Raw genomic sequence first — 12,995 nt, forward strand, 5'->3', positions numbered from 1 at the left:
ATACGTGCGCAAAACACAATGCTAGCGTCGATGGATGACCGCAGTCTCTCCGCTTCAGGAACGCATCCGCAACCAGCTTCAGGCTGAGTTCTTCACCGGTATCCAGGTTGGCGAGCGCATCAACGAGGCGGAGATCGCCTCGGCGCTGGGCGTCTCGCGCACGCCCGTACGCCAGGCATTGATGCAGTTGCAGCGCGAAGGCATCGTCAGCTACGAGCCGAACCGCGGCTTCAGGCTGGTCGAGGCGGTCCAGCGCGATGCCGAGCAGGCCGGTGCGCTGTCGCTCGATGAAAAGGTGATGCGCGACATGGCGCTGGGCCTGCTGGATGGTGTGATCAGCGAGCGCGCGCTTCTCGGGCGCTACGGCGCGACGCAGGGTGCCCTGACGTCCACCTTGCGTCGCCTGATGCGGGACCAACTGGCCGAACCTTCTCCCGGGCGCGGCTGGATTTTTGCCGATGTCGGGGCGGCCGCGCTGGAAGACGGTTATCGTCTGCGCCAGATCATCGAGCCGGCCGCAATCTTGTCCGACCGCTATCAGGTCGACGAAGCCGCACTCCAGGCGCTCGACGCCGAACATGTGCGGGCCATCGAGGCCATGGAGACCATGGACAGCCGGCGCCTGTTCGAACTCGATGCCAAGTTTCACCTGATGGTTGCCCAGGGCACCGGCTCCGCCAGCCTTGTCGCGGCGATCGCCCGGCAGAACAACATCCGCCGGGTCAACGAATATCTCGGTTTCGGCCGGGCCGAACGCATCCGTCAGTCGATGGTCGAGCACCGCGGAATCATGGCGGCGTTGCGGGCCGCCGAATATCAGGTCGCTGCAGCGCTGATGCGTATGCATCTGCAGACCTCGCGCGAGGAGACCTTCGTCCATCTCGAGGAAGACCTCGAATCCGTGCGCTCCGGCCGCGTTCGCATCGGCGGCGAAGACGGTTGAAGGGGACGCTCAGCCGAACGGCGTCTCGTCGGTAAAGCGGCGGATGACATTCTCGGTGATGGCGGCGATGTGATTGTCGTAGCCGTTCCAGGCCATGGCACCGGCCCAGGCGATCGAGCCGGTGGAGAAAACGGCACCGCCATCCTGCGTCTCGAAAAACACCATGTCGGCGCGGATGAGGTCGCACTGGGTTCCCGACCATGTCGGGGTCGGATCGAGCAGGTCCTCGGGCGTCATCAGGTAGACGTCGGTGTGCAGCCGGGATGATGCCAGCACCAGCGCGTGCGGCGGCGTGCCGAGGCTGAAATCGGCACGGTCGATCTCGTTGCCGGCGGCGCCGCCACCATTCAGGCCGAAATCGCCGAGGATATCGCCCTGGATGCCGTCAAAGATGAAGGCGGCGCGTGGATCGTGGCTCGACGGATTGCGCAGATAGGGCGACGACAGATCGAACCCCTGCGCCGTCATGCCGACGCCGAACACCTGCTGCGGTGCGCGGCCGATGCGGCGCCACAGGCCGCCAAGTTCGTCGGTGAACTGATGCCAGTAGTTGCCAGTGCCCGGCTCCCAGCCGCGAATGCCGGACTCCGCACGCCGGCACTCGATCACGCCCGGCAACGTCTCGCTGTAGGCGATGCGCCAGTAGAAACCATTGCCGCCGAGATAGGCGACGCGCCCACCCTTGGCCAGGAACCCCTGATAGGCGTCCAGCATGCGGGTGCTTGTATACTCGGGATGGCTGCCGGTGAGCACGGTGCGATAGCCGTCGAAAGCCGCGACGCCCTCACGGTCGAGATCCTCGTCGGTCAGCACATCATAGGCGATGCCGCGATCCTCGAGGAAGCCGAGAATGTGTGTGTCCGCGTTGAATTGCCAGATGTTGGAGCCGGAGCCGCCGATGAAACCCTGCACCTTGGGCTGGAAGTCGAGGATGGGGCGCAGCCTCGATGAATAAAAGACGCCCGAACCGTCATTGTGCACCTCATACATCGACAGGCCGTATTCGGGATGTTCCTGCAGGTGCAGATGATGCCGGTCGAGCTGCAGCAATTGTCCGGCGCCGATCTCGGTCTCCGAGACATCGATGCCGAGACGATGGTTCGCATAGGCCATGTAGCTGGCGGTTGGCAGGACGAAGACGACATCGTTCCTGCTGTGCCTTGCCCGAACGGCAAGCACGACGAAATATTCGGCCTGCGCATCCTCGTGCGAGAACAGCCGCACGGCATAGACACCGCTCTTGAGGTCGGCCGGCAAGGTCACCGTGAAATCGGTCTGCCAGCCGGCGTCGTAGAGATCATCGTCGTGGAAGTGGGCCGCGGCATAGCTGGCGGGGTCCTCTGTCCAGCGGTGCAGGCCGCTGTCCCATCCGCAGCCCGAAACGGCCCGGTGCGGCAGGTTGAGGAAACAGCCGTGCAGCCGGTGCGGGCCGCGATCGGAGAAACGATCGCCGCGCATGCCGGCGGCGAAATCCCAGTCTGCCGCCAGCGCCGGCGTCGCCGTCCTGCCGAGTATCGCCTTTACGATGGTTTCGTGTGGATGCACCCCATCATAGATGCGTGGATTCTCGATCTTGCCATTGAAAAAACAGCCGGGAAAACCTTCTTCCGTGTCGGTCGCGCCGAAGCGAAAGGGAGCCTGCGGCGGCGCGGCATGATCGCGGGCGGGCACGCTGGACGAGCCGAGGTCGTCGATATTCGGGAAGCTCTTCACCGGCGTCTGGCTGACGGACAGCCGCCCGCTCTGCATGTCGTAGCTCGCGACGACGACATACCAGGCACGTTCCCGGCAAGGCGTGCCGGAAGCGGCGGTGGTCGCGCGGCCGTCTCCCGTCAGCGTCACCGAGGCCATGGCATCGTCGTCGAGGAAGAGGCAGCAACCATTCTGCGCCGTGCCGGCCGAAACGATCGCCTGCCTGCCTCGCCCCGGCAAAGTCGGCCATATCAGCGCTGCAAGGGTGAAGGAGCCGGACGGGCAGAGCCTGGCCGTCTTGTCGACGAGGCCATGGGAGCCGGTGCGGATTGTCTGCTCGCGTGCCGCAAACGGCCCGCCGAGATCGACCGCGATCAGCTCGTCGCGGTAGCCCGGCCCGTCGGGATTGATGTCGCCCTGGATGATCCGCCTCAGCTCTGCGTCGTATGCAGGCAGGCCGGTCGCGCTGACCTTGATGTCGACCGTTTCGCCGGGAAAGCAGCTGATCCTGTCGGCATAGGCGGTGATCTTGAGCATGAAGGGCTCCTCAGAAGGGAAGTTCTTTTCCGGTCAGCTCGTGCCAGCGGCGGCGAAACACGTCGCGCTCGGCGTCGAGCTGACTGGTGTATTCGACGCCGGAGACGACGCTGACAGGAACGCCGCGGCGTCCCGGCAGTCGCGCCAGCGCCCAGCGGCGACAGGGCTCGATCGTGACCAGCACATATTTGCCGTCGAGCGCGCCGCCGCGCATCAGGTTGAGAACACGCTGAAGACCCGGGCTGTGATAGCCGATCGGACTTTCCATGAATTCGGCGGCATGCGGCAGGTCATCGTCTCCGAGGGTGTATCGCGCCATCTTAAGTGCCTTATACGACATAAAAGTTCATTTTAGACTCGAGCCTTGTGCTGCGTGGATGCAGGATTTTGCCCGTTTTGTGGGCGCCATCGGCCGATATGCATGTCCTGGATGTCACAATGGCCGGATCTCAAAATTGCATTATTTATTGACAAAGCACATTTTGGCTGTTTTGGTCAATCATCGGATTTCGGAGGAGACGAAAAGATGACCGCAGCAAGCCAGTCGTGGGAGCGGCGCGAGAGCGAAAGCTTCTTTCACACATTCAGTGACCTGCCTTCGCTGAGCGAGGACGGGCCTGTGGTGGTGGAGAGGGGGGAGGGCGCCTACATCGTCGATACCGGCGGCCGCCGCTACTTCGAGGGCAATTCGGGCCTGTGGAACATGACGCTGGGTTTTTCCGAGCGGCGCCTGGCCGACGTTGCGTCCCGCCAGTATGCCGAATTGCCGGGCTATCACACCTTCTTCGGCCGCAACTCCAAGCCGTCGATCGCGCTTGCCGAACGGATGCTGGCGCTGGCGCCGGTGCCGATGAGCCGGGCGTTCTTCACCAATTCAGGCTCGGAAGCCAATGAATCGGTGGTCAAGCTGTTGTGGATGATGTGGGCGTTCGAGGCGCAGCCGCGACGCCGCAAGTTCCTGACCCGCAAGAATGCCTATCACGGTGCGACAGTGATGGCCGCGTCGCTGACGGCCAAGGACTACAACAGGGCGTTCGGCTTGCCGCTGCCCGAGATCGTGGTGCTCGATTGCCCGCACGCCTACCGCTATGCCGCGCCCGGCGAGAGCGACGACGAGTTCTGCGCGCGGCTTGCGGCCAACCTCGAAGCCACGATCCAGGCGGAAGATCCGGAAACCATTGCCGGCATGTTTGCCGAGCCGGTGATGGGGGCCGGGGGCGTCATCGTACCGCCGAAGAACTATTTCCGGCACATCCAGCCGGTCCTGCGGCGGCACGGCATTCCGCTGGTTGCAGACGAGGTCATCTGCGGATTCGGCCGCACCGGCAATCTTTGGGGAACCGAGACCGTGGCGATGCAGCCGGACATCATGGTGGCCTCCAAGAGCATGTCGGCCGGATATTTCCCGATGGGTGCCGTCATGCTGTCCGAGGACATAGACCGGCGCGCGAAAGCCGCGGCCGAGGCGCACGAGGAATTTCCGCACGGGTTCACCACCGGTGGGCACCCGGTCGGCTGTGCCGTTTCGCTGGAGGCCATCCGCATCATCACCGAGGAAGGCGTCGTCGATAACATTCGCGATGTCGGCGCGGTGCTCCAGAGCGGTCTGGAGCAGCTCGCCGAACATCCCATGGTCGGCGAGGCGAGGGGTGTGGGGCTGATGGGCGCTCTCGAAATGGTTGCCGACAAGCGAAGCAAGACCCCCTTCGCCGGCCATTTGCGTATCGGCGAACGGATTGCAAAGGCGGCGCGCGAGCGCGGTTTCATCATTCGACCGCTCGGCTCTTCCGTCGTGCTGGCGCCGCCCTTCATTTCGACCGCCGCCGAGATCGTGTCGCTCGTGGCGGCGATGGGAGAAATCCTCGATCTGGTCCACGCCTCGGCCCGCAGGGAGGCGGCCTGACCTCTCGCGTCCAGACCCCAAGCCAGTCTGGACGTGGCCCAGCGGCGCGCCGCTCCGATCCCTTACGGGACGGCGCGCCGCTGGAACATCAGCACAACAGGCGCAGGGAACGCGCCCAAACACCAAGACCAAGCCCGGCAAACGGGCGGGAACAGGCCGAAAACGGCTGAAAACAATGGGAACAAGCCAATGACAGACACAAAACCGACGCTGGAGCGGCGCCTCAGCGCGACATCGGCCGCGATGTTCGGTCTTTCCTACATGTCACCCATGGTGGTGATCGCCACATTGGGGGCGATCGCGGTCAAGACCGGCGGCGCCGTGGCGCTGGCTTATGTGATCGCCACCGCCGCCATGCTGCTCACGGCCGCCAGCTACGGTTACATGGCGGCACGCAATCCAAAGGCTGGATCGGCGTATACCTATGCGTCCGGCGTGTTCGGTCCGATGGCGGGCTTTGCCGTCGGCTGGGTGCTGCTGCTCGACTATTTCTTCATCCCGATGGTGATCTGCCTGCTGACGGCCACCGGCCTCTCGACCCTGGCACCTGGCGTGCCGTTCTGGATCTGGGTCGTCGCGGTAGCGGCGCTGTCGACCCTCGTCAACACGCTGGGCATCAGGCTGACCGACCGCATCAACCTGGCGATCATGGCCGTGCAGCTGCTGATGGTTCTGGCCCTGATCTATCTCTGCATCCGCTTCGCCCTCGGCACGCCGCAGATCGGCACGCTCGTCTCGACGCGGCCGTTCTTCAACGAGGCCACCACCTTGCCCCTGGTGATGGCGGGTGCGGCGGTGGCCTGCTATTCCTTCCTTGGTTTCGACGCGATCTCCACGCTTTCGGAAGAAACCGTCGATCCGCGACGCAACATCCCGCGCGCCATCATGCTGGCCACGTTGCTCGGCGGGGCGATCTTCCTGGCCGCCGCCTACCTCATGATGCTGGTGCATCCCTCGCTCGACTATGCGAGCATCGATACCGCGGCGTATGAGATCGTCGGGCAGATCGGCGGCGAGACGTTCAAGACCGTGTTCACCGTCGTTGTCACCATCGCCTTCTTCGCCGCCGGCCTGTGCGCCCATGCCAGCGCCTCGCGGCTGCTGTATGTGATGGGGCGCGACGCGATCCTGCCGCCCATCGGTTTCGGTTACATCCATCCGTCCTTCAAGACGCCGGTGGTCAACATCGCGGTGGTTGGCGTGGTCATGCTGGGCGCCGCCAGGTTCGATATCGCGACATCGACCTCGTTCATCAACTTCGGCGCCTTCACCGCGTTCTTCGCCGTCAATCTCTGCGTCGTGGCCAGCGTGATGCGCTCGGGCGACGAACCCCGCAACGTCCTCGCCATGCTCCTTGGCCTGGCTGGAGCCATGTTCTGCGGCTGGCTGTTCTTCAGCCTCGACGGATTGGCTGTCGAACTCGGTCTCGGCTGGCTGGCAGTCGGCTGCCTCTATCTGCTGTTCCGGACACGGGTGCTCACCCGCCCGTTGCCACGCATGGTCGTCGACGTCTGAGGGCCGGTTTCACCTTCACCATCCAGAGCGCCCGTCCGCCGAGGGCTGGCACGCCTCGATCCATCCAGGGAGTCTTCGATGACAGACCATACGGAAAGTGCATCGCCAGGCCTTCAATCCGGCGCGATCCGCATCTGGGAGAGTGTCCTTATCTCCATCGCCTCCTCGGCGCCGGGGCAGGCAACCGCGGTGTCGCTCGGCTTGCTCATTCCGGCCACCGCCTATGCGGGCGGCCTCTCCATCATCGCCACCACCACGGCCATGCTGGCCATCGCCTGGTCCTATCACCGGCTCAACATGTGGCAGCAGAACGCCGGCGGCGCCTATGTCTGGGTCGGCCGCGCCGTCAGTCCTTATCTCGGCTATCTTGTCGGTTGCCTGATGCTGGCCGGATACCTGCTCGGCACGGTCAGCGACATCCTGCCTATCGGCCCGGCGATCCTGACGCTGCTCGGCTTTGCAGACGTCTCCAATGCCTGGGGTGAAGTGATTTCGGCGACGCTGCTTGGCGGCATCACGGTGATCTACGCCATCGTCGGCATTCACATGACGGCGCGCTTCCAGACATTCATCTCGCTGGTCGAGCATCTGATCCTGATCAGCTTCTGCGTCATCGGCGTCTACGTCGTCTTCATCATGAAACGCGCGGGCACGGTGACGCCGACATGGGAATGGCTGTCGCCGAAGGGGGTCGGCGGCGGCGGCAGCCTGATCGCCGGCATGATCGTCGCCGTCTATCTCTTCACCGGCTGGGATACGTCGATCTACCTCAACGAAGAGACCGAAAGGCCGGAGGTCAATCCCGGCAAGGCGGCCCTGTGGTCGGTGGCGATCCTCGGTGTCTATTACACGGTGCTGGTGGTGACGCTGCAAGGGGCGGCTTCGCTTGCAGACATCAGCGCCCACCAGGATTCGGCGCTGATCTTCATCGCGCACCAACTTGTCGGCTCGCCGTGGGACAAGGCGATGGCGCTCGCCATCGTGCTGTCGATCCTCGGCACCACCCAGGCCTTCCTGGTCGGCGCCGCCCGGATTTCATTCGCCATGGCCCGCGACAGATTGCTGCCCCAGGTTCTCGGCGAGATCAGCCCGAAATACCGCACGCCGGCCAAGGCAACGATCATCTTCGGCATTTCGATGATCGTGGTGACCTGGCTCTACGTCTTCCTGTCTTCGGTAGCCGGTGCCTTCGACACCGTCGTCAGCGTGGTCGGCATCATGTTCGCGCTGTTCTACGCGGTGACCGGTTTCACTGTGACCTGGGCGTTCCGCGCCACCGTGACGTCCAGCCCGCGCAACCTGATCAGCCTCGGCCTGATCCCGGTGCTTGGCGGCGGAGTGCTGCTGGCCATCGCGCTGGTCTCCATTCGCCAGCTCGAGCCGCCGGCATTCTGGTCGCTGATCGCGATCGCCCTTGTCAGCTGCGTGATGATGACGGTCGCCAGGTTCGGCAGAGGCGCGGCGTTCTTCCGGACCCGCGCCGCCGAAGTTGGCCCGCAGGCGATCTGACACATCAATTCATCCGCTTTGGAGCATCGCATATGAACTACGATCCTGCGCCGCGTCTCGATCCATCGTCATTTTCCGAGCGCCCTCGGCCTGAAGGGCATTCGCACGCACCGATCGCCGGGCGGCTGACGCTGAAGCAACTCGGCCAGGCGATCAGCGACGGCGCGATCGACACGGTGATCGTCGCGATGACCGACATGCAGGGCAGGCTGATCGGCAAGCGCCTGACCGGCAGGTTCTTTCTGGAGACCGGCGCTGGTCGGCAGCTGTTCTGCGACTACTTCCTGGCCACCGACATGGAGATGACGCTGGTGCCTGGGTATGACAGCGCCTCCTGGGAGAAGGGTTATGGCGATTTCGCGCTGGTGCCCGACCTGTCCACGACGCGCGCCATTCCGTGGCTGGAAAAGACGGCGATCGTCCTGGCCGATGTCACAAGCCGCGACGGCGTCACGCTGCACCATTCGCCGCGCCAGATGTTGCGTCGCCAGTTGCAGCGACTGGCCGATATCGGGCTTGCCGCCGATATGGCTGCCGAACTCGAATTCTATCTGTTCAACCAGACCTTCGACGAGGCGCGGGCGGGAAAATACCAGGATCTCAAATTCTCCAGCTGGTATCCGGAGGATGGCCATATCTTCCAGACCAGCAAGGACGAACCCTATATCCGCGCGATCCGCATCCTGATGGAGCAGGCGGATATTCCGGTCGAGGGCTCCAAGGCCGAATGCAGTCCCGGCCAGCAGGAAATCAACCTGCAATATGCCGGGGCGCTGGAAACATGCGACCGCCTCGTCCTCTACAAGAATGGCTGCAAGGAGATCGCCCACCGGATGGGCAAGGCCGTCAGCTTCATGCCGAAGCTGGACGAGAAGCTGTCCGGCAGCTCATGCCATGTCCATATCTCGCTCAGCGACGTCGCCAGCGGCGCCTCGGCCTTTCATGATCCGTCCGCAGCCAATGGCATGTCGGCCACGTTCCGGCATTTCCTCGCCGGCGCGATCGCCCATGCGCCGGCCGCGACCTTCTTCTATGCGCCCAACATCAATTCCTACAAACGCTTCACCGAGGGCACGTTTGCGCCGACACGACTGGCCTGGTCGGTCGACAACCGTACGACGGCTTTCCGCGTGCTCGGGCATGGCGCGTCGCTGCGCTTCGAATGCCGGATTCCGGGCGCCGACGCCAATCCCTATCTTGCCTTCGCGGCGCTGATCGCCGGCGGGCTGGCGGGCATCGAGAACAGGCTGGAACTGGACGCCGAACATGTCGGCGATGCCTATGGCGCGACCGCGGTGCCACGTGTTCCGAGGACCATGGCCGACGCGTTGCGGCATCTGGAAACGTCGCAAACCATGCGGGCCGCGCTGGGCGACGGTGTCGTCGACCACTACCTGCATTGTGGCCGCTGGGAACTCGGCGCATTCGAGACAGCCGTTACCGATTGGGAACGGATCCGTCTCTTCGAGAGGTGCTGATTGCGGCAGGCGAATTGGACACGGCGACGCGTCGATGCCGATTGACGCCTCATCCCTGGTTCGTCATGAAGGTATTGGTTCGGGAACGCAGTTTCCAAAGACCAAAATATCTGCGCTAGCGTGGGTCAAATGCAGGCCCAAAAATCGATGTCCAGAAATGAATTGAAGGATCATCTGTCGACGCTCGACGCGTCTGACCTGATGGAAAAGGCAAACCACGAAGAGGGTGATGACGGCGTAAGCTACGAAGCGACCTGGGTTCTCATCGGCAGGTGGCGGGAAGGGGAAGACCTGCAGTTTCTCGTCGATCTCCTGGAGTCCGGACAATCCCGAGATCGAAGTTCCGGAGCATATTATCTCGGCGAAGTTGGCCCGATGGACGGGCTGAAGGCAGCCGTTACAAAGCTCGCGGATGACCCGCTATCTGCCTGCCGGCGCGCCTTCGTCGAGTACGTGACGTATTCCGATGACTACGATGAAGCGATTGCTTCTGGGTTGGTCAGCTGTCTGTGTGATCTGCACCTTGGCGTAAGGTTGGAAGCCATAAGGTGGGCTGCTCGGACCTCCGACGAACGGTTCGAGGATTTTTCGAAGAGAGTTCGATCTGGAGCGGGGTCGTACGTGCCCAGATTTCCCAATCCGTCCAGTGCCGATTTTTGGAATGAAGCGATTGCGAGACGTTCCGTCAGGGCCATAGAGATTATCTGCTGCATTCGGTCTGGCATGCCAGCTGCGGAGATAACCGCAAATTTCCCCCAGGAAGACAGCTTGATTTTTGAAAGTCTCGTTTTCCGTGAGAAGAGAACGGAAAGATTTGCTGTGTCTAAGACGTCGGCCGAATGAACAGCATCGATTGATTTACCTGAAGTCGTGGACGTTCAGTCCTTGCCGTCATTGGCTATTCTTTTCTCCACCGAGCGCGCGATCGCTTGCAGATCCTGCTTGCGGCCGGCGACCCGTTCGATGGCGGCGACGACGAGATCGCCAGCGACGTAGTCCGGCTTGTGGCCCAGATTGTGGACGACGATCAGTTGCGAGCCGCGTATGTCGCGGGCGAGGTGACGCGAGTGGATTTCGGGCGAGACGATCTTGTCGGCATCGCCCGTTATGATGACTGTCGGCGCCTTGATGTCGGGATAGTCGCGGCTGGCGACCTTGGCCCAGTCGCTGAGCGCGGCGATCTCCTGCGCGTTGTGTCGGAAACGGCCCGGGCTGATCGCCTGCAATGCATGGGTTTTCCTGACATAGTCATCGGGACGGCGGTTGGGCGCGAACACGGCGTCCGCTGCACCTTCGATCGCCGCGAAACCGAGCGGCGGGACCACCAGTGCGCTGAAGATATGACCGATGACCGGGGTCCGGGCGATGTCGTAATACCAGTCGATGCCGGTCGACCAAGGATAGACGGCTGGTGAAAGGAAAACGAGGCCGATCACCTTTTCAGGGTGGCGAACGGCGAAAGCGGCGGCAATCGCCCCGCCGAACGAATGCCCGACGATGACGGCCCTGTCGATGCCGCGCCTTTCCATCAGCACCGAGATCGCATCGGCCTGGCCATCGGGGAGGATGTTCCGTGCGCCACCTGTGTCGGATGCGCCATGGCCCGGGCGGTCCGCGAACAGCAGGGCGGCTCTTCCCTCCAGCCTGTCGCGGAAGCACAGCAGCTGATCATACAGGCTGCTGCTGGCGCCATGGATGAACACGATCGGCGGCAGGTCCGCCCGCGCGCCGGGCTGAAGCAGGACGCTGTTCAGCCTGTAGCCGCCGACATCGATCCGCACCGCCTCGACCTCGCTGGCGACGCCACGATGTGCGGGCATGGCCAGCGCGGTAGTCAGTCCCATCAGCAGCAGCGGTTGCATGAAAGAACGAAAATCCATTCGCGAGATCCGATGGGGGCGTCATCAACAGGATATGGTCGGCGACACAGAGGACATCTGGCGACTATACGCCGGAAATGCCCGATCGGATCAAAGCTGGAGCGGGTAGCGGGAATCGAACCCGCGCGTTCAGCTTGGGAAGCTGACAGGCTACCATTACATCATACCCGCGCGCCGCCTCGTTAGCATGGCCTCAGGCTGTCCGGCAATGACAAAGCCGCAACTTGAAGCAGACGCCGCGAGCGCGTATCTCAGCGGAGGAACTTCGAAGGAGAAGAGCCTTTGTCCGCATTGACCCGCTTCCTCGGCGATTCGCCGTTCAAGGTGTTTCTGAAGCTGCTGGTGGTGTCGTTCCTGGTCGGCATCGTCATGAGCGCGTTCGGCTGGTCGCCATTCGACGTGCTCTACGGCATCCGCGACTTCTTCGTCGATCTGTGGAATCTCGGCTTCCGCGCCGTCGACCGTTTCGTCGGCTACATCCTGCTCGGCGCGGCCATCGTCATCCCGGCCTTCATCCTGCTCAGGCTGGCGAGTTATCGCAAATAGCGCGCCACTCGGCGGTCAGGCTACGGCTGCCGCCTCCTCGAACAGGATGGCGTGGCGTCCAACAAGCGTCGGCACGTCGGTGGAATAGCCGCCGCCGATAACCCCGCACAGCGGCATGCCGTGCGATCGGACGGTTTCGATGACCAGCCGGTCGCGGGCGCGGATACCGGCATCGCTCAGCGACAGCCGGCCGAGCCGGTCCTCGGCATGCACGTCAACGCCGGCATTGTAGAAGACGAGGTCCCAGCGCCGCAGGCCGCACAATCTCGGCAATTCATCGGCCAGCCGTTTCAGATAGGCTTGATCCTCCATGCCGTCCGGCAGGCCGATGTCGAGGTCGGAGGCGATCTTGCGCACCGGATAGTTGCGCTCGCCGTGCATGGAGAAGGTGAAGACGCGCTGCTCGTCGCGCAGGATGTCGGCGGTGCCGTCCCCCTGGTGCACGTCGAGATCGACCACCAGCACATTGCCGACATGGCCTTCCTCGATCAGCGCCAGCGCGGCGACGGCAACGTCGTTGAAGGTGCAGAAGCCCGCGCCCTGCGTTCGCCTGGCATGATGGCTGCCGCCGGCGGCGTTGCAGGCGATGCCGTATTCAAGCGCCAGCCTGGCCGCCAGCACCGTTCCGGCTGCCGCGAGCTGCGCGCGCAGCGACACCCGCGGACCGACCGGAAAGCCGATCTCGCGCTCGATCCTGGCTGGCACGGCGCAGTCGATGACCTGGTCGACATAGGCCGTGTCATGCGCAAGCTTCAGCCATTGCGGCGCTGCCGGTTCCGGCTGATGCAGCGCCTCCGCCAGTCCGCGCGCGATCAACGCCTGCATCAGAAGCGGATACTTGCGCATCGGGAACCGGTGGTTGACGGCGAAACCGGCGTCATAGTCGGGATGGTGGGCGATCTGCAGGGGCAAGCGGGTACTCGGGACCTGATGGCGCCAGGGCGGCAATTCGATTGCCCGGGCTGATTGTCAGTTGCATGGCAGGGTGAAAT

11 protein-coding genes and 1 tRNA gene are annotated in these 12,995 nt (G+C 63.4%); 7 read left to right on the top strand and 5 right to left on the bottom strand.

The window, feature by feature from the left end; translation table 11 throughout:
• The first annotated feature begins 34 nt into the window (after nt 1–34).
• A complete protein-coding gene (locus tag ACFWYE_RS00070; RefSeq protein ID WP_379069134.1) occupies nt 35–943 on the top strand; it encodes a GntR family transcriptional regulator in 909 nt (302 codons plus the stop codon).
• Nucleotides 944–952: 9 nt separating this feature from the next.
• On the opposite strand, the gene ACFWYE_RS00075 is transcribed toward ACFWYE_RS00070, so the two are convergent.
• Together ACFWYE_RS00075 and ACFWYE_RS00080 are read right to left on the bottom strand one after the other, a co-directional pair.
• Nucleotides 953–3,172 (bottom strand): N,N-dimethylformamidase beta subunit family domain-containing protein, encoded by a 2,220-nt coding sequence (locus tag ACFWYE_RS00075; RefSeq protein ID WP_379108846.1) that lies wholly within the window; start codon nt 3,170–3,172, stop codon nt 953–955.
• Between the two features lie 10 nt (nt 3,173–3,182).
• The gene (locus tag ACFWYE_RS00080) at nt 3,183–3,491 is read right to left on the bottom strand and encodes a hypothetical protein (protein WP_379069139.1); all 309 of its coding nucleotides are present in this window, start codon (nt 3,489–3,491) and stop codon (nt 3,183–3,185) included.
• 207 nt (nt 3,492–3,698) lie between these two features.
• On the opposite strand from ACFWYE_RS00080, the gene ACFWYE_RS00085 reads away from it, so the two are divergent.
• The 5 genes from ACFWYE_RS00085 to ACFWYE_RS00105 all read left to right on the top strand — a co-directional run bounded on the left by ACFWYE_RS00085 (nt 3,699) and on the right by ACFWYE_RS00105 (nt 10,420).
• On the top strand, nt 3,699–5,075 hold the full coding sequence (locus tag ACFWYE_RS00085) for an aminotransferase (protein ID WP_379108848.1): 1,377 nt from the start codon (nt 3,699–3,701) through the stop codon (nt 5,073–5,075).
• A gap of 189 nt (nt 5,076–5,264) precedes the next feature.
• Nucleotides 5,265–6,590: an APC family permease gene (locus ACFWYE_RS00090; protein ID WP_379108849.1), complete on the top strand. Its 1,326-nt coding sequence runs from the start codon at nt 5,265–5,267 to the stop codon at nt 6,588–6,590.
• Nucleotides 6,591–6,668: 78 nt separating this feature from the next.
• Nucleotides 6,669–8,099: an APC family permease gene (locus tag ACFWYE_RS00095; RefSeq protein WP_379108850.1), complete on the top strand. Its 1,431-nt coding sequence runs from the start codon at nt 6,669–6,671 to the stop codon at nt 8,097–8,099.
• A 113-nt stretch (nt 8,100–8,212) separates the two neighbouring features.
• Nucleotides 8,213–9,577, top strand: coding sequence for a glutamine synthetase family protein (locus ACFWYE_RS00100; protein WP_379109724.1), 1,365 nt, complete (start codon nt 8,213–8,215; stop codon nt 9,575–9,577).
• Nucleotides 9,578–9,706: 129 nt separating this feature from the next.
• Nucleotides 9,707–10,420, top strand: coding sequence for a hypothetical protein (locus tag ACFWYE_RS00105; protein ID WP_379108851.1), 714 nt, complete (start codon nt 9,707–9,709; stop codon nt 10,418–10,420).
• Nucleotides 10,421–10,455: 35 nt separating this feature from the next.
• Here the strand turns inward: ACFWYE_RS00105 and ACFWYE_RS00110 are convergent, their stop codons facing one another.
• Complete coding sequence (locus ACFWYE_RS00110; protein WP_379108852.1) at nt 10,456–11,457, bottom strand: alpha/beta fold hydrolase; 1,002 nt, start codon at nt 11,455–11,457, stop codon at nt 10,456–10,458.
• A 97-nt stretch (nt 11,458–11,554) separates the two neighbouring features.
• Nucleotides 11,555–11,628: transfer RNA gene (locus ACFWYE_RS00115), tRNA-Gly, on the bottom strand.
• 111 nt (nt 11,629–11,739) lie between these two features.
• On the opposite strand from ACFWYE_RS00115, the gene ACFWYE_RS00120 reads away from it, so the two are divergent.
• Nucleotides 11,740–12,003: a DUF6460 domain-containing protein gene (locus ACFWYE_RS00120; RefSeq protein ID WP_379069424.1), complete on the top strand. Its 264-nt coding sequence runs from the start codon at nt 11,740–11,742 to the stop codon at nt 12,001–12,003.
• Between the two features lie 15 nt (nt 12,004–12,018).
• Here the strand turns inward: ACFWYE_RS00120 and ACFWYE_RS00125 are convergent, their stop codons facing one another.
• Nucleotides 12,019–12,915, bottom strand: a complete 897-nt coding sequence (locus ACFWYE_RS00125; RefSeq protein WP_379069427.1) for a histone deacetylase — start codon at nt 12,913–12,915, stop codon at nt 12,019–12,021.
• Nucleotides 12,916–12,995 lie beyond the last annotated feature (80 nt).

Source organism: Mesorhizobium sp. NPDC059025 (assembly GCF_042739655.1).
Taxonomy (GTDB): domain Bacteria; phylum Pseudomonadota; class Alphaproteobacteria; order Rhizobiales; family Rhizobiaceae; genus Mesorhizobium.